Source organism: Pontibacter sp. HSC-14F20, assembly GCF_019599265.1.
Taxonomy (GTDB): domain Bacteria; phylum Bacteroidota; class Bacteroidia; order Cytophagales; family Hymenobacteraceae; genus Pontibacter.
Window position 1 is genome coordinate 211,348 of sequence record NZ_JAHZTC010000002.1, and the last position, 16,752, is coordinate 228,099.

A 16,752-nucleotide genomic window follows, 5' to 3' on the forward strand; every position below is an offset into this window, starting at 1 on the left:
ACAATCTTTGACATGATAAACAGAACAACCCTTTACACACTGAGCCTCCTACTTGTACTTCTTGGAGCGGCAGCTTGCTCAGTGGAGCCAAAACCTGTGCCCTATGGTGAGGCGAATTGCACCCATTGCCAGATGACCGTGTCAGACAACAGGTATGGCGCTGAATTAGTCAACGACAAAGGCAAACCGTTTTTCTTCGATGCGGCCGAGTGCCTGGCATCTTACGTAATAGAACAGCCTGAAGTAAGTGATAAGGCTGCATACCTTTTAGTAACAGATTTTACCAATCCGAATACACTGATCGAGGTAGAGAAGGCGCATTTCCTGCAGAGCAAGGAGCTGGCCAGCCCCATGGGTATGTTCCTGACGGCTGTGGCAGATGAGGCTACTGCCACCAAAATGCAGCAGGAGTATGGAGGCCGCCTCCTGAACTGGGAAGAGATTAAAGAAGCTGTCAGAAATAATGAGAAACCTCAGTAATCGTATTGTAGTGTGGCCGGCATGCGCATTTGTGCTGCTGCTGACGAGCCTGCAGGCTTTTGGTGGAACACTGAAAGTCTGTACAACCTGCGCCTATACCTCTGTGAAACAGGCCGTGCGCCAGGCAAAAGCCGGCGATGTGGTGCTCGTAGATGGCGGCGTATACCTGGAGTCAGGTATAGAGATCACCCAACCCATCCGCCTGATCGGGCAAAATAACCCCGTGATCGACGGCAATAACAGCGGGCAAATCATTACGGTGTCTTCCGACAACGTAACGGTACAGGGCTTCACGCTGCAAAACGTGGCCACCAGCTATACCCGCGACGATGCTGCCATCCGGGTCAGGCAGCAGAATAACATCCAGATCCTCAACAACACCATCCTGAAGACTTACTACGGAATATATCTGCAGTACTCGGACGGCATCATCATCAAAGACAATGTGGTGAAAGGGGAGAACGTTGGCAGAACAGAGTCGTCGCTGGGCAATGCCATCCACGTGTACTATACCGATGATGTGCAGATAATCGGGAATGACGTGCAGGGCCACCGCGACGGGATATACCTGGAAACCGTGAAAAACAGTACCGTAGAGCGTAACACCAGTCACCAGAACAGTCGCTATGGCCTGCACTTTATGTTCTCGGACGGCAACGCCTATACCCATAACACCTTCCGCAGGAACGGGGCCGGTGTGGCGGTGATGTATACCACCAATGTGCGGATGGAGTATAACGTTTTTGAGGATAACTGGGGGGCTGCCTCTTATGGGCTCCTTCTGAAAGAGATCAACAACAGTGTCATTTACAACAACACTTTCCGGCGAAACACCACCGGTATCCACATGGAGAGCTCGAGCCGCCTCGATATCAAAAACAACGATTTCGAGCGCAACGGCTGGGCGATCAAATTAATGACCACGTGTATAGACGATACGTTCCGGTTGAATAACTTTACCGGCAACTCTTTCGACATTAGCACCAACGGAAATGCGCAGCACAACTACTTTGAGCACAACTATTGGGACAAGTACACGGGCTACGACCTCGATAAAGATGGTGTAGGGGATGTGCCTTACCGGCCGGTGAGTCTGTACTCGATGCTGATCGAACGGGTGCCGCCCTCAGTTATGCTGATGCGTAGCTTTATGGTAGACCTGCTGGACAACATGGAAAGAGTATTGCCGAGTATAATCCCACAAAACCTGGTGGATGAGCACCCGCTAATGAAGAAGATAGATCATGATAACAATAGAGAATTTAAACAAAACCTACGGCAAACTGCAAGTGCTCCGTGGCGTGAGCGTTGAGCTCGATAAAGGCAAAGTAATATCCATTATAGGCCCGAACGGGGCAGGTAAGACCACCATGAGCAAGTGCATTCTGGGGATGGTACTGCCCGACAGCGGCGACATCAAATTTAACGGCGAGAGTGTGCTCAGGAAGCACGCTTACCGCAGCCAGATCGGCTACATGCCCCAGATTGGCCGCTACCCCGAGAATATGAAAATACGGCAGGTGATTGAAATGGTGCGCGATATCCGCAAAAAGTCTGCCGTTGATGATGAGCTGATTGGTCTGTACAGGCTGGAAGAAATGTATGATAAAAGGATGGGTGCGCTGTCGGGTGGGACGAAGCAGAAAGTGAGTGCGGCCCTTGCCTTCCTTTTCGATCCGCAGGTACTGATTCTGGACGAGCCGACCGCCGGCCTCGACCCATTTGCAGCCGAAATTCTGAAAGGCAAAATCCTGAAAGAGAAAAAGAAAGGCAAGTTGATCCTGATCACCTCGCACATTATGAGCGAAGTAGAGGAGGTGGCTGACGAAGTCATGTGTCTGGTAGACGGCAATGTGATGTTTTATGAAACGATCTCTGAACTGAAGGCACAGACGCAGGAAACCCGCCTAAGTCGTGCGGTCGCTAAAATAATGCGTGAGGGATACAAACCATGAACAAGCTCATCAAGTACGTGCTCTACGACATTGTGCGCAACAAGATCATTGTCGCTTATACGCTGTTTCTGCTGCTGCTCTCCATCGGATTGTTTCACCTGGGCGGCAGTCCGGATAAGGGCCTGCTGAGCCTTTTGAACCTGGTGCTTCTGACGGTGCCTTTGATCAGCATCGTCTTTGGCACCACCCACTTCTACAACTCCTACGAGTTCATGGAATTGCTGGTCTCCCAACCTATAAAGCGCAGCAAGATCTTTCTGAGTGAGTACCTGGGCGTGTCGCTCTCCCTTTCGGCTGCCTTTGGGATCGGGGTAGGCGTGCCGGTGCTCTTGTTTGCTCCCGGCGCCACCGGTTTATTCTTGTTGCTCACGGGCATCTTTGTCACCTTCATTTTTGTGGCCCTGGCCTTTCTGGCCTCTGTGATTACACGCGACAAGGCCAAAGGCATCGGTATAGCGCTGCTGCTCTGGTTTTACTTTGCGTTGATCTACGACGGGCTGGTGCTCTTTGTCCTCTACTCCTTTGGCGACTATCCGCTGGAGAAGGCGACCCTGGTGCTCACAGCCCTCAACCCGGTGGATCTTGGGCGGGTGCTGGTGCTGCTCAACCTGGACGTATCGGCGATGATGGGTTACACAGGGGCTCTCTACAAGAGCATCTTTGGCAGTGGCTGGGGCATTGCCATCGCCTTTGCCGTGATGGTGCTCTGGGTGCTGCTTCCGCTGCTCAGTGCCAGAAGGGTCTTCCAGAAAAGAGATCTTTAGGTATAGCAATGTATTGACCGGGAATGTATACAACAAAAATCCCCGTCTTGCGCAAGGCGGGGATTTTTGTTGCTGTTATGCTATTGCTGATTTGACTGTTGCGGAGTCGATATCGTGTCAACTTCGAAGGCTGCTGTATCGTCCTGCATGTCGAGTTGGGGGCTTATCTCTTCGCCTGAACCAATCTCTACACTTTCATCCGTCGTTTCGGTGTTGCGCGTGTCTGTTTCCCGGGCGGTGTCGCGCGTGGTGTTGTCAGAGTTGCAGGAAAAGAAGAATATGCCGGCAAAAATTATAAGTGTCTTTTTCATAGTCGTATGTATTGTTGTAAAGTCATTAAAACGAGTATAAAGCGTGTTCGTTTCAAACTATAGTGCTGATAATCAGATACAACTTTGTGATAAACGCATAAAAAAACCGCCCCGTCCGACTGGTTAAGGCCAGGGACAGGGCGGTTTTGAATTAGAGCGAACTGAAATTACGCGTTATCGGTTGCGTACCATTCTGCAAAGGACTTTTCTGTTTCCCAGAGCTTGAGGCTGTGCAGGGCCACTTCTTCCGGCAATAAGTGCCCTAACCGCTGCTTGAAATCGATCAGCATATTCTCGCAGGTCGGCTGAAAAGGCGTGAGCACCAGTTTATGATCCAGTTGGCGCAATGCCTCAACCAATTCCTGCGGCGCGTCCTGGCGTAGCAGGAGCGCATGGTCAATCGGGTCGATGAGTGCTTCCTGTACAATCTTTTTCAGGTTCTTAAAATCCATCACCATACCATCATTCGGGTGTGACTCGTCCACGATGGGCGTGCCGATAATCGTTACTTCTAACCGGTAAGAATGTCCGTGAATGTTTCGGCAACCGCCCTGGTAGTTTTGCAGGGCGTGTGCGGCTTCAAAGGTAAACAGACGGGTTAATCGTATTCTGCTCATGTGCTGTTATATCTTCTGATTTGCCAGTTGCAGCTGGTCTTCGGCCTCCAATAATTCATCCAGTAACAGCACACGCTTCTCGAGTTGATCTTTGAAAAGCGTCGGCACGAGTTCTTTGTAATAAGCTATACCTTGTTGTAGGTTTTGCCAGAAACTCTGCAGGTATTTTTCCTGTTTATCCGTCATGGTTTCCTGCAGCTCGGCCTTCTTGTTTTTCCAGTATTGCACATACATGTTGAGCTCGTTGATAAACACATGCGGGCGATAGGTGTGGTTGAGCACATTTACACGGCCGTAGATATGGTCGACCATTTCCTGCAGTTTAAAAATGTTGGAGAAATAAGCCAGGTTCGGTCCCGGGCAAATGGCAACAGGACGAGACGCAACAGCTTTGCGGGCTATACCTAATTTTACCAATGCCGTGTTAGCCAAGCCTTCGCAGAGGCACTCTTTTTCAAGCACTTTGGCTTCTCTTGCTTTGTATTCTGTTTCTGTCAGCCCCAATCCCTGCAGCTCCACCAGTTTGTTGCGCTGGTATTTGCGGGAGGCGGTGCAAATCGGCTCTTTGGTAAACTCTGTGTTTGAAACCAGGTGCTTCTTTTCGCAAGGACTGCCCGGCTTGCCACGCTCGATGCGCGCCAGCGTGAGTGCCTCAGAACTGGTGCCACGCAGGGAGTTGAACGGTACACCAAGCGGCGAGATCGGACTCAGGTATAGATCTTCTTTTTTCGCACGGGCCAGCTTCTCCATGGTTTCGGCGTCGACTGTCGTGGCTTCGGGTACGAGCAAAAACGGCGTGCCCCAACCGGCAGCATCCATACCATAATGTTCCAGCAGAAAGTTGTGCTCATCTGATGTGCCGATGCCTCCCTGCACGGTGATGTGTGTAACAGGCGCTTTTTCAGGTATAGGATTGCCTTTGGCCGCAAGGCTGTTGCTGAACAAGGTATAGAGCTCGTCCTGCATCCCCTGCCGATTTTGCTTGAACTCTTCCAGGATTGGGCCGAGCAGATAACCGTCCGTTGAGAAAGCGTGGCCACCACAGTTCAGACCAGACTCAATGCGGAACTCCGATACCCAGATGCCTTTTTTAGCCAGTATCTTGCCCTGCACAAATGCCGAGCGGTAATCACTTACCTTGATCACCACCTGTTTTTCCAGGTAGCCGTTCTTGTCCGGGAAAAAGCACGGGAACTGCTCCAGGTAACTGTAGAGGCGCATGTTCATACCTGCTGAGAAAATAACCGAAGCGTGCACCGTGCTTTTTGCAAATCCACGCAGCGCGGCCAGCGCGTCGGAGTACTCGGTCGGCAGCGGGTTACCGTCTTTGTCGTAATTGGTTTTGTCGAGCTTGGTCATGATGTTCACATCGATGCTTCCGGGCACCACGGCTTGGCGCAACTCATCCTGCATGATCTTCTTCAGCTCCGGATTGCTGGTCTGCAGCATTTTTCTGTACATCGCTTTCAATGGTGCATTGTCGGGCAGCAACAAAAAATATTTGGTCAGGCGCGACTCCGAATCAAAGGTCTCTTCTTTCAGCGACTGTACCTGGAATTTTACAATGCGGTCGGCCAGGTTCAGGTAGGCTGTGATGCGACGGGCGCGGTAGTCTTCTTCTTTCTGCGAGATCGGCGTGAACGGCTCCTGGTATACCTGGCTGTAATACTCACGCATCTGCTCAATCAGGGTGTCATCGCTGAGCGAGACTACAGAAGAGATTCCATACTGCGCCACTTTCATAGGCGAGTCGATGGAAAAGGCCAAACCCATAACCGGGATGTGGAAAGTGTGCGGTGTGTTTTTAATCATGAATGAAAGTGCTGTATCGGTTTGATTTTGTTTTACTTTATATGCTTTCGGTCATTTCTACTGTAGAGAGTTAGTTTATAACCCCCGCCGTTTCATTTCCGCCTCCAGCAAGCTCAGCTCGCGGCCCATTTGCCCGGCGATCGAGGTGTTTTCCTCCGCCCGGCGAATCATGTAAGGTAGGGTAGTGGCCACATCGCCGTAAGGCAGGTATTTGGAAGCATTGAAACCGGCGCTAGCCAGGTTGTAGGTCAGGTTGTCGCTCATGCCGTAGAGTTGAGAAAAGTGAATGCGCTTGTGGTGGTCGGCTATACCTTGTCGGTTAATCTGGTTGACAAGGTAGCGCGTGCTGGCCTCGTTGTGCGTGGCCGCGCACAGTTCAACGCGGTGCAGGTTTTGCAGACAGATATCGATGGCCCCGTCAAAACTGCGGTCGGTGTCGGCTTTGATGTGGAAGACCGGACTTGGATAACCATGCTCGGCTGCACGTTCCTGCTCTTTTTCGATGTAAGCTCCGCGCACGATTTTTATACCCAGAATCACATCATATCCTTCGCTTCTTTTAAGCAGATCGGTAAGGTAGGCGATACGGTCGGTGCGGTACATTTGCAGCGTGTTGAACACGACGGCACGGCGCTCGTTGTAGCGCAGCATCATCTTTTCGGCCAGCTCGTCCATGGGTTGCTGCAGCCAGCTTTCTTCCGCATCGAGGTATACCGTAATATTGGTTTCGTAAGCGGTCTTGCAGATCAGGTTCAGTCTGTTTTCGGTACGCAGGAAAGCGGCCTGTTCTTCTGAAGTCAGTGTTTCGCCTTCCTGCACTTTCTGGAAAATCTCGCGGGAGCCTAAACCTGTCAGCTTTACGCTGATGTAGGGAATCTCACCGGTTACTTTTGCCAGCCGGATATTACGCATGATCTCATCGAGCACATGGTCGAAACCGGATTCGTCTTCCTTGGCTTCGGCGGCGTAATCGAGCACGGTGTATACCCTGGCGTTGGCCATGCGTCGGATGGCGCGCTGGGCCTGCTGTGCTGTTTCGCCCCCACAGAAGTGGCTGTAGATTGTTTTTTTAACCAGACCTTTGATCGGGAGTCCCAGCTTGAGTGCCCAGACCGAGGCCATACCGCCCAGCTTCACCAAAGTGGGTTTGCCCATCATCTTGAAAAGAAAATGCGCAAGTTTAAGCTCTTTGTCCGTCTTGTTGCTGAAAGCGATCTTCAGGTCGTTCGGGTCGAAAACGCTTGTCTGTTGTATGATTGTCGTACTCATATATGTTGCAATTCTTTGGATTTAAGTGTTTCTGATTCAGGTATAGCTTTTTGATTAGCCAGCAAAGTGCGGAGTATCGGTACAGCCATCAGCGCAACGCCCACGGCTATACCTGTGCCCGACACCGCAAAGGCCACAAACCAGGGCTGTAGCGCCTGCATGATCTGTGCATGCGGCATCTCAGGCGACTGCACTTCCAGTACTGCCTTGCCCAAACCAGCTCCGATCAGAGCCACCCAGAACACCACCAATGACCCGTTGCTCAGGTATAGCCCGCGCATGATCGACTTTTGTGCAGCAGTGCTGAAACGGCCGTAAAACCGAATGCAGGCATAAGTGGCCGAAGCGAGCAATAGCATGGTGTTGATGCCGATGGTAGCCCCCATGGTGTGCGCTACCGTAATGTGCGTGCCGTGGGTATAGAGGTTGATAGCCGGCACCGACATGAGGATGGCCATAAACAGGTTCAGGAAAATCCAGCCGTCTGCTACAATCAGAAAACGGTAGGGCAGGAGGGCGGCGTTTTTACGGGCTTCGGAAAGGCTGCTGCGCCAGGTCCAGATAATCCTGCCGAGGATCAGGAGCTCGGTCATGCTCACAATATAAGCGGTGTAGCGGATGGTGCTGCTCACGGGCAGGGCGTAGATGTGGTGGCCCCAGTTGAACATCAGGTTGAAAAGCCCCAGGAAAAAGAAAGCAAAGGTAAGCGGCTTTCGGGCCAGGCTGTCGTCTCCGCTCAGGCGGGTCATCACGTAAAAAGCGCCGCCGTTGATGAGCATGTTCCAGGAGCCCACCAGCGAACCATAGGACTTCCACTGCACAGCCATGTCGCGCACCAGGTGGTCACCGAAGTAAGGCAGCACCCACAGGTAGGACTCCGTGAAAGAGAGTATAAAAAACACGATTCCCGACAACCACATCCAGCGGTAGATCGGCCAGGGACCTTTTGTTTTTTTGATATGGCGGTAGAAATGCACACCCAGCAGCACAAACGAAATAGCGATAGGTATAGCCAGCACAGGCGGGTACTCCCAGTACTCACGCCCCCCGAAAATACCCGCCACGTAACAGCCCATAATGGTAATCGCGGCCGTAAACAAAAGCAGATAATGCAGGTGCCCCAGGGTATAGCTTCGGATGGTTTTGGAAGAGCCGGAGGTATAGAAATAGAGTCCGCCAATGGCGGCAAAAAGTATCCAGAAAACAACCGATGATACATGCAGCGGGCGAAGCTTGGTGAAAGGCAGCAAGTCGCGCAGCTCCTGCGGAAACAGGTATAGCAGGCCACCCAGCACACCAAAAAATACGCCGGCCAGCAGAAACACCAGGCCCGTAGCCAGAAAGAGGGAGCCGAGTCGCCTATTCATGATTGGTGGTTTTCAGGTGAATCTGTCCGAAGCCGTCTATCCGGAAATGCTGGCGGGAGGCTTTACCCGTCTGGTCGGCGTGCTCCAGAAAAGCAACCAGTGCGGTGAGTTCCGTTTCGCTCAGTTTGAAGTTGGGCATGGTGCCCGTACCACCCTGCATAATGGCTTTGGCATAGGGTGCGCCTTTCTCCGAAATCACGTTGGTGAGGTCAGGACCCAGGTAGCCGCCCAGTCCGTAGAGCTGGTGACAGGAAGAACAGTTGTGTTGCTGCCAGAGCCCTTTTCCCTGAATCGCCAGGTCCTGTTTGCCATCCAAAGGCACAGCAGGCACATCGGCCACATAAACGAAACCAGTGAATAAAAGGAAGGCTATAAAAAGGCTGGCGTAGATGCCAGCTTGTGCGTGAGGGCTACCAAATATCCGGTGCAGCATGGCAGGTAAATTTGAGCTTAGTTGAAGGCACAAGTTAGTGCTGTTACTACACCCCGGAAATGAGTATCGTTAGTCTAAATAGTGACATAGATCATTTTCTGTGTATTTGTTTTTACAGCAGGTATTTGTCTTGTTAAATATTGTATGTGAGTGACTTAAGTCATTTTATAATGTGGTAGGTATGGCTAGACTTGCAGTAAAATTAAACTACTCGTCATATGAACACCCCAGATATACTTACTCCCGAACTGATCAACCCGCTGACTTATCAGAGTTTTAAAAAACTGGTGGATACCCTCGTGGCAGAAAACCAGACGACAGGCCCTGAGCAGACCGAAGAACGCATTGCTTATACCAAACTCAACCAGCAGCGCATGAAGCGGGTGGAGAAGCAATTTAAGATCGATCCTGAACTGCTGGCGGCCCTGCAACAGCCGCGTTCGGAGTGGCATTGGGTGGTGCTGGTGGAGTCGTGGTGCGGGGATGGCGCGCAGCAAATACCGGCATTTGCAGCCATTGCAGAGGCGGTTCCTACCATCGAGCTGACGATTATCCTACGTGATGAAAATCCGGCCTGGATGGATACCTGCCTCACTAATGGCAGCCGCGCTATACCTAAGCTGATCTGCTTGGATGCCGAAACCAACGAGCGCCTCTTTACCTGGGGACCAAGGCCGCTGGCCATACTCGAGCAGGTGCTGCGGTTTAAGGAAAAAAATCAGAATGCGACGAAAGAGGAAATAGGTACGCTGGTGCATACCCTGTATGCCAAAGACCGCAGCCAGTCGCTGCAGCAGGACCTGCTGCGATTGGTGCAGATGGCTATACCTGCAAAAGGGGAGGAGCAGGTGCTTTCTTGAAGTATACCTGACAAAGGCGTTCTCGACAATGGACTCAGTTTGTATGATTAAGAGCTAGACCTCGCGTACAGTCTATAAACCGTAATCTCCTTTGTCAGGTAACATTAGCGTCGTTTGTCTTTTGTCAAAAAAATCCATTGTCAATCAATAAATAAACGTCTTATGAAACTGATGATCATTGCTATTTTCCTGGCCAGTTTAACCTCCATGTGCGGCACTGAGCGCGACCTGGAAACAGAACATACTGAAGTGATGCACGAAGAACAGGTCCTGGCCCTGAACGGTACCGAACGCTGGAAAGCCGACGAGCCAACTAACCGCCACATGGCCCAGTTGCAGGGTATGGTGCAGGAGTTTAACTTGCAGGCCGAAAACAATTCGGCAGCAGCTTATAACGATCTGGGTACTTCGATGAAAGCAGAAATGCAGGAACTCTTTAAAGACTGCCGCATGAAAGGCCCTGCTCACGACATGCTGCACGTATACCTGATGCCATTGGTGGAGGATGTGAATATGCTCGCTGAAAATGATGAGCACGAATCTGAAACAGCCTTTGCGCGTGTAAGTGCGCGGCTACAGGAATACAACCAGTACTTTGAATAAACGATGACCGAAGTCAGTCAAAAGCCACAGCAGTTACCACAAACAGGACAGGATACCCTGGTGCGGGCACGCATCGCGCTGGGGTATTCTGTCCTAGTGGCAATGCTGGGGCTTTTTTTGCGCTGGCTGATGGTGTCGCCTGTGACGGGCGTCAACTTTAAATATTTCCTGCATGCGCACTCGCATGTGGCCTTGCTGGGATGGCTCTACTGCGCCTTTTTTGCTGCCTTGCTTTACATTTTTCCGGTGGCTGCCTCTGCTGATCGCAAGTCGTTCCGATGGCAGTTCTTTCTGACGCAGGTATCGGTGCTGGGTATGCTGTTTACCTTTCCGGTACAGGGCTATGCGCTATTTTCCATCATCTTCTCGACGATGCACATTTTACTCAGTTACTGGTTTGCCCGCAGCTACTGGAAGCATGTGCAACTTAACGTCGACACCGGCACACACGCCACTTCCCTGAAGTACATCGGGGTGGCTCTGCTGTTTATGGTCGTGTCTTCCATCGGTCCCTGGGCCATGGGGCCGATTATGGCGAAGGGCACCATTGGCGGTGAACTCTATTACTCGGCCATCTATTTCTACCTGCATTTCCAGTACAACGGCTGGTTTACCTTTGCCGTGCTCGGGCTTTTGTTCTGGTTTCTGGAGCACCACCAGGTATACTTCAACCGCAGCTGGGCCATGCGGGCTTTCTGGTTACTGGCGCTGGCCTGTCTGCCGGCCTATGCGCTCTCGGTGCTGTGGACCAAACCGGCGGACTGGGTATACGCCATCGGGTATGTGTCTGTGGCGATGCAACTGGGGGGCTTGCTATACCTGACAAAAGTGGTGCGGCAGGTATGGGTGGAGGCGTTGCTTTTGCTCAAGCCCTGGGTTCGTGCTTTGGTAGGTATGGCACTGGTATTTTTTGTGCTGAAACTGGCCCTACAAACCGCTTCTGCCTTTCCCTACATGGCGGACCTGGCCTATAAACTGCGCTACTTCATCATCGGCTATTTGCACTTGTCGCTACTCGGTTTTGTGTCGCTGTTTGTGCTGGCTTTCCTGTTGCAGCAAGGGCTCTATCAACTCGGCCGATATGGCGGTATCGGGTTGACGCTTTTTCTGGCAGGCTTCTTCTGTACGGAATTGATGCTGTTCGGGCAGGGCACTTTGCTCTGGCTGGGGCTAATGGCTTTGCCGTCTTTCAACTGGCTGATGTTCTGGGCGAGTGTGCCGATGCCGCTGGGGTTGGCGCTGTTTTTTCTGGGGCAGCGGGGGCTACAACTACCTCACCGCACTATCGCATAAACATTTTGTTAGCAACATGAGCCCTTCTTCTCACAAATGTGGTCGGTCGTTACATTGTCGCTATGGTGTCGCGGAGTAGAATTAATTGTCTCGCCATCGTCATAACCTGCCCATGAATGTTTTACCTTTTTTACTCTACTTTTAAAACCTTTACAGGTTCAATGTGCGCCGCTCGAATGGTTTGGGACAGGACAGTCAGAAGCCCGACTATGGCAACCAAACCAAAGCCTAGACTTACATTTATAAAACTTAATTCAACAAGACTGCTGCCTAAATCTTGTCTAATTAAATCACCGCCAAACAAGCCAGCCGGAACACCAATTAGTCCGGAAATAAAAATAAGAATGCCAAAATTTTTGGTAACTGTCCAAACCAGTTCTATGTTGCTCGCTCCCATTACTTTTCTTATACCCAGTTCTTTAGTTCGTGTTTCTACGGAGTAACTTGCTATACCTAAAATGCCCAAACCAGCGATTATCATCACGATAAGGGCAAAGAATCCGAAAAAGCTTATTCTTTCTCCACTGCTTGAATAATCATCTCTTAAATTCTGAAGATTTGCTGTTTTCTCAGGAAAATGGTTGTTCCATAAGGATTGAATGGCTTGGGTCGCTTCCAATTCTGTATTTGGAATTATTTTAATGGTCAAAGCGGCTATTTCATTTGGCAAATACCGATACACTAAAGGGATTGTCTCGCCAATAATTTCATTGGGCATGATGCCAATGACTTGTACATAGGCAGAATCCAATGCGAGCGTTTGCCCCACTAAAGTCTCCGATTCAGACTCCAATAATTTTGCGGCAGCTTCATTCACTAATACATATTGCTCAGTACTTTGGGGTATATCTTTAGGGAAATTCTGCCCCGATTTCAAGCTGATACCTTCTGTTTCAATTGTTTTTGGGTCAATACTTACGTAATTCATTTCCAGAATTTTATCCTTTAATGTTACAGAAGATTTGCCCATTTTCATCGGTTTATAATACCAGTTAGTAGCCAAGGTCGTTTCTACCTGGCTTAACTGGCTTATTTCGTTTTGCAGGTTTTCATATTTTTCACCTTTCAAATCAAGTGTCAGGACATTGGGTGACAGGGTTGAGCTAATGATTGCATGGTTTTTTATTTCATAATCGGCTAATATGACAACCAATATCATTAGCATGATAGTCACTGAAAACTGTACGACAATCAAAGCTTTGTAAATGGCAACACTCTGAAACAGCTTAATATTCTTCATTTTACGCAAAACCTGTATAGGCTGAAACGCTGACAATAGCCATGATGGAAGTGCCCCTGCGACTAAGCCTGTGATGACAGCGTAGGTTAATAAGCCTAATATTAAGTATGGATCATAAGAAAACGCTATATCCATTTCTGGTAGGTAGTGCATTAAAATTTCAACACATGGCACTGTAAACAACAAAGCAAACAGGGCAACAAGGGTCGATTCTATTAAAAACTGACCAATAATTTGGCCTCTTGTTGCGCCTATCGTTTTGCGAATACCCACTTCCCGCGCTCGGGAGAAGGCACGCGCCAATGTCAAGCTGATGTAGTTGAAAGCAGATAAAAGGGTTAAGGCTAGAATTAAAAATAGCTGTGTTTTTATACCCGTCCAATCGACGCCCGCATTGTAGTCATTCTTAATATCTTTGTTTCGGGGGGTAATAGCCTCTATGGATTGGGCCAGAAATTGAAGATTGCTCTTATCCAATTTCCGATTATAGTTTTGGAGCGTGGTGTTGAGCTGCCTTAAATCATCTTCTGTTTTTAAGCGGGCATAAATGGCGACACTCTTGAAGTCTCCCCAATTTTGTGAAATATCAGGGATTGCTCCTTTTTTTTCAAGCATTACAGTAGCATTAATAGAAAGCATTGCCTCAATGGGTAGATGTGTTTCTAAAGGCGGGTCCTGGATAATTCCCTCAACGGTATAGGAGCCTAAATTTTCAAATTGAACAGTTTGTCCTAAAGCATTGGCGTTGCCAAACATCTTTACCGCTGTTTTTTCAGTTAAAAAAAGTGAAGTGGGTTTATTGCTAAGGCTTTGTGCATTACCTGACAACAATTTAAAGCCAAAAACATCAAAAAAAGAAGGCTCCGAAAATTTTATGTCAATAGGTACATCACCACCGTCAGTTTGCAGGTTATATTTTCCTGCCAGGCGTACTTTTACTGTTTCTTCAACAAAGGAGACGTTTTCCACTTGAGGTGCCAACGGCAATGGAGCTGTTGCCCATTTGGTTTGTTCTCCCTCATTTGTTTCCTGCGTGAGTATCCTTACTAGTTGATTTAATTCCGGATGAAAATGGTCTGTATCGTAAGTGGCTTTTAGGCCTGTAAAAAGAACAACACCAACCGCCATACTAAGGGACAAGCTCAGGATATTGACCAATGAAAAAAGTTTGTTTTTCCAGAGTATCCGTATGGCGATTTTTAGATTATCCTTTATCACGACGTAAAATGTTTTGAATGAAAAGAGGCTACATACTAAAGGAGATCCCTCTCAATTTGGTGTTACTTTTATAAGCTTATCTCGCTAATACTATGCTTTATGCCCCTTCAGACTTAAGTAAATGGGTTTGTAGAAGTAAGAATATGAATGATTTAGAATAGCAACAACTAAATGTGATTAAATACCCTAAAAATGTGATGAAACCTATGAATGTGCAGGATTAAGGAAGCCCATATTGCACAATAGACTGAAAAGTACTTACAGCCGGAGACTGAGGCACTTACTTTATCTTAGTGGGTGTTGGCCTTACCAAAATAACTGGCTACCTGCACCTGTCCTTACTCGGTTTGTGTCGCTGTTCATGCTGGCTTTCCTGCTACAGCAAGGCCTCTACCGATTCGGCAGGTATGGCGGTATTGGGCTGTCGCTTTTTTTGGTCGGCTTCTTTTCTACGGAATTAATGCTGTTCGGGCAAGGCACTTTGCTCTGGCTGGGGCTGACGGCTTTGCCGAGTTTCAACTGGCTGATGTTCTGGGCGAGCGTGCCGATGCCGCTGGGGTTGTTCTTTCTGGGGCAGCGGGGGTTGAAGGTGAGTGGGGTGATTGTCCTAATCTTAATACAGAGCGTTCTTCTTTTAGAATAACCTACTAGAAAACGTATGTTATATAATTAACTCAAGTTGCGTGATACTTCACGGGTTATAAAAAAATCTGTTCTGCCAGCGGCTGCTGTACGTTTTAAAGTTTGCGAACCTCCTAAACCGTAACAGCCATGACAGAACAGACCATTACAATATACTGCTTCATCGACGATTTCTTCCATGCCGTTGGCAGAAAAGATGATGCGCATTGCAAAATAAATGACGCCGAGCTCCTGACCACGGCTCTGCTCTCAGCCCGCTACTTCCATGGCAACCTGTGCTCGGCCTACGGCTACATGTAGGCCCACCACGGGGTGAGAAAGATCGACAAGTCGGGCTTTACCCGCCGTCTGCACGGCCTCAAGGAGCAGTTGCTGGCCCTTTTCTCAGCCCTGGGGCAAAGTCTGAAAGAGCTCAACACCACCTGCGCTTACCTGATCGACTCCTTCCCGGTGGCTGTGTGCGACAACATCCGCATCCCCTGCTGTCACCTGCTCCAGTCAGAGGCCTATAGGGGCAAGTGCGTCAGCAAGCGATGCTACTTCTATGGTTTCCGCATCCAGGTCATCACCACCTTGGACGGGGTGCCGGTCCAGTTCTACATTCATGCCGGCTCTTTTGCCGACATCACCGCCTTCAAAGCCATGGAACTGGACCTGCCCCAGGACAGCCAACTTTATGCCGATGCCGCCTACACCTGCTATGAGGTGGAGGACCTGCTCGGGGAATGCGAGCAGATTGAGCTCCGCTGCTGCCGCAAATCCAACAGCAAGCGCAAGGACGAACCACATATAACCTTTCTCAAGGATTACTACCGAAAGCGTATTGAAACCACTTTCTCAGGCATTACCGGCTTCTTCCCTAAGAAAATCCATGCCGTCACAGCCGAAGGTTTCATCCTAAAGCTCATCCTCTTTATCTTCGCCTATACCCTAGCTCAGGTCATTGACTAGCTCGCAACTTGGGTTAATTAGGGTTAGAAGCTTTCTTTATTTTCAATTAAACCTTTTTCGGTAGCCCAACTTTGGAGTTTCTCAAGTCTTAGCTTTACCTTTTCTGGTAAGTGCTCAATGGTCTGAGCATGGTAGATAGTTAATCTCTGCCTCTTGAAATTTTCAAATCCCTGCCCCTCTATTTGAAACTTGTCCATTTCAATAATTTGGTTTTCTATATCTTCTTCACTCAAGTCAGGGTGGTTATTTACCCACTCAAGGAAGCTTTTAGTTTCAGTATCATTTAAGGAAATTTCATCTAAAACTTTTAAATAACCATCAGGGAGATATTGGGTCAACCTATCTCTATTAGTGTAGATATATCCTTTAGTATGGACGTAGTTGTGCAAATACGCAAGATTAAGTAACCTTTCTTTAATATTTAATTCGTCTTAAAATTTTTTAATGTTATTGTGTCTGACAAGTATTTTCCAAATATCTTGTATTCTTGGTGTATCTGCTTCTTTTATATCAGCAGACCTTCATTTCTTTACAATTATGTGTCCTGCATCATTTATGTTGTAATAAACTGATAAAAGACCTAGCTCAAGCGCACTTCTTAAAGAAGCCATTGCTTGCTTATAGAATCCAAAACATATTAGGTTAAAGGATATCTGTAACTCATCCCAAGATTCTTCATAAGGGAAATTATGACCTGACCAGAAGCTCTCCATGTTTGTTGGAATTACATTGTGAAGAGAATAGTACATCCATAAAAGTTCTTCAATTTTATACCTAGTATCTGGATTGAGGTTAATAAATTCTTTTGTCTTATTGTAGACCTCAATACTTTTATCTGGACTATATGCAAATGGATGGAGCATGTTAACTTTTGTTGCTAGTGGCTGCTACTTAGAATCCACTCAAATGTTTATCTACCATAGATAAGAAGATGTTC

19 protein-coding genes are annotated in these 16,752 nt (G+C 48.7%); 10 read left to right on the forward strand and 9 right to left on the reverse strand.

From position 1 onward, the window contains the following. Positions 1 to 12: 12 nt before the first annotated feature. Genes K3G39_RS03545 through K3G39_RS03560 form a run of 4 tightly spaced genes read left to right on the forward strand, consistent with a single transcriptional unit; the run spans position 13 to position 3,199 of the window. Positions 13 to 480, forward strand: coding sequence for a nitrous oxide reductase accessory protein NosL (locus K3G39_RS03545; RefSeq protein ID WP_220624796.1), 468 nt, complete (start codon positions 13 to 15; stop codon positions 478 to 480). Next, positions 464 to 1,792: a nitrous oxide reductase family maturation protein NosD gene (locus K3G39_RS03550; RefSeq protein WP_220624797.1), complete on the forward strand. Its 1,329-nt coding sequence runs from the start codon at positions 464 to 466 to the stop codon at positions 1,790 to 1,792. Before K3G39_RS03545 ends, K3G39_RS03550 begins: the two co-directional genes overlap by 17 nt. Beyond that, entirely contained in the window at positions 1,725 to 2,435 is a 711-nt protein-coding gene (locus tag K3G39_RS03555) for an ABC transporter ATP-binding protein (RefSeq protein WP_220624798.1), read from the forward strand. The genes K3G39_RS03550 and K3G39_RS03555 overlap by 68 nt, the downstream gene beginning before the upstream one ends. Beyond that, positions 2,432 to 3,199: an ABC transporter permease subunit gene (locus K3G39_RS03560; protein WP_220624799.1), complete on the forward strand. Its 768-nt coding sequence runs from the start codon at positions 2,432 to 2,434 to the stop codon at positions 3,197 to 3,199. The genes K3G39_RS03555 and K3G39_RS03560 overlap by 4 nt, the downstream gene beginning before the upstream one ends. 80 nt (positions 3,200 to 3,279) lie before the next feature. On the opposite strand, the gene K3G39_RS03565 is transcribed toward K3G39_RS03560, so the two are convergent. The 6 genes from K3G39_RS03565 to K3G39_RS03590 form a co-directional block, all read right to left on the reverse strand. After that, entirely contained in the window at positions 3,280 to 3,510 is a 231-nt protein-coding gene (locus K3G39_RS03565; protein WP_220624800.1) for a hypothetical protein, read from the reverse strand. Between the two features lie 167 nt (positions 3,511 to 3,677). After that, complete coding sequence (locus tag K3G39_RS03570) at positions 3,678 to 4,127, reverse strand: 6-carboxytetrahydropterin synthase (RefSeq protein WP_220624801.1); 450 nt, start codon at positions 4,125 to 4,127, stop codon at positions 3,678 to 3,680. Positions 4,128 to 4,133: 6 nt separating this feature from the next. Next, the gene (locus K3G39_RS03575) at positions 4,134 to 5,939 is read right to left on the reverse strand and encodes a hypothetical protein (protein ID WP_220624802.1); all 1,806 of its coding nucleotides are present in this window, start codon (positions 5,937 to 5,939) and stop codon (positions 4,134 to 4,136) included. Between the two features lie 75 nt (positions 5,940 to 6,014). Continuing rightward, positions 6,015 to 7,208 (reverse strand): proline dehydrogenase family protein, encoded by a 1,194-nt coding sequence (locus K3G39_RS03580; RefSeq protein ID WP_255593887.1) that lies wholly within the window; start codon positions 7,206 to 7,208, stop codon positions 6,015 to 6,017. Then, the gene (locus K3G39_RS03585; protein WP_220624803.1) at positions 7,205 to 8,575 is read right to left on the reverse strand and encodes a cbb3-type cytochrome c oxidase subunit I; all 1,371 of its coding nucleotides are present in this window, start codon (positions 8,573 to 8,575) and stop codon (positions 7,205 to 7,207) included. Before K3G39_RS03585 ends, K3G39_RS03580 begins: the two co-directional genes overlap by 4 nt. Next, positions 8,568 to 9,008, reverse strand: coding sequence for a cytochrome c (locus tag K3G39_RS03590; RefSeq protein WP_220624804.1), 441 nt, complete (start codon positions 9,006 to 9,008; stop codon positions 8,568 to 8,570). The genes K3G39_RS03585 and K3G39_RS03590 overlap by 8 nt, the downstream gene beginning before the upstream one ends. Positions 9,009 to 9,226: 218 nt before the next feature. Between K3G39_RS03590 and K3G39_RS03595 the strand changes: the two genes are divergently transcribed. The 3 genes from K3G39_RS03595 (at position 9,227) to K3G39_RS03605 (ending at position 11,764) form a co-directional block, all read left to right on the forward strand. Further along, positions 9,227 to 9,868, forward strand: a complete 642-nt coding sequence (locus tag K3G39_RS03595; protein ID WP_220624805.1) for a thioredoxin family protein — start codon at positions 9,227 to 9,229, stop codon at positions 9,866 to 9,868. A 162-nt stretch (positions 9,869 to 10,030) separates the two neighbouring features. Beyond that, positions 10,031 to 10,471 (forward strand): hypothetical protein, encoded by a 441-nt coding sequence (locus K3G39_RS03600; RefSeq protein ID WP_220624806.1) that lies wholly within the window; start codon positions 10,031 to 10,033, stop codon positions 10,469 to 10,471. A gap of 3 nt (positions 10,472 to 10,474) precedes the next feature. Further along, complete coding sequence (locus tag K3G39_RS03605; RefSeq protein WP_220624807.1) at positions 10,475 to 11,764, forward strand: hypothetical protein; 1,290 nt, start codon at positions 10,475 to 10,477, stop codon at positions 11,762 to 11,764. A gap of 130 nt (positions 11,765 to 11,894) precedes the next feature. Here K3G39_RS03605 and K3G39_RS03610 read toward each other — a convergent pair whose 3' ends face one another. Then, entirely contained in the window at positions 11,895 to 14,222 is a 2,328-nt protein-coding gene (locus tag K3G39_RS03610; protein ID WP_220624808.1) for an FtsX-like permease family protein, read from the reverse strand. Between the two features lie 349 nt (positions 14,223 to 14,571). Here K3G39_RS03610 and K3G39_RS03615 point away from each other — a divergent pair, with 349 nt between their 5' ends. The 3 genes from K3G39_RS03615 to K3G39_RS03620 all read left to right on the forward strand — a co-directional run bounded on the left by K3G39_RS03615 (position 14,572) and on the right by K3G39_RS03620 (position 15,815). Further along, positions 14,572 to 14,865 carry a hypothetical protein gene (locus tag K3G39_RS03615; protein WP_220624809.1) on the forward strand — a complete coding sequence of 98 codons (294 nt, stop codon included), beginning with the start codon at positions 14,572 to 14,574 and terminating at the stop codon, positions 14,863 to 14,865. Positions 14,866 to 14,993: 128 nt separating this feature from the next. Then, entirely contained in the window at positions 14,994 to 15,164 is a 171-nt protein-coding gene (locus tag K3G39_RS20740) for a hypothetical protein (protein WP_255593889.1), read from the forward strand. Positions 15,165 to 15,176: 12 nt separating this feature from the next. After that, complete coding sequence (locus tag K3G39_RS03620) at positions 15,177 to 15,815, forward strand: IS982 family transposase (protein ID WP_370627190.1); 639 nt, start codon at positions 15,177 to 15,179, stop codon at positions 15,813 to 15,815. Between the two features lie 23 nt (positions 15,816 to 15,838). Here K3G39_RS03620 and K3G39_RS03625 read toward each other — a convergent pair whose 3' ends face one another. Then, on the reverse strand, positions 15,839 to 16,153 hold the full coding sequence (locus K3G39_RS03625; protein WP_220624810.1) for a hypothetical protein: 315 nt from the start codon (positions 16,151 to 16,153) through the stop codon (positions 15,839 to 15,841). 183 nt (positions 16,154 to 16,336) lie between these two features. Continuing rightward, on the reverse strand, positions 16,337 to 16,678 hold the full coding sequence (locus tag K3G39_RS03630) for a hypothetical protein (protein ID WP_220624811.1): 342 nt from the start codon (positions 16,676 to 16,678) through the stop codon (positions 16,337 to 16,339). Between the last annotated feature and the right edge of the window lie 74 nt (positions 16,679 to 16,752).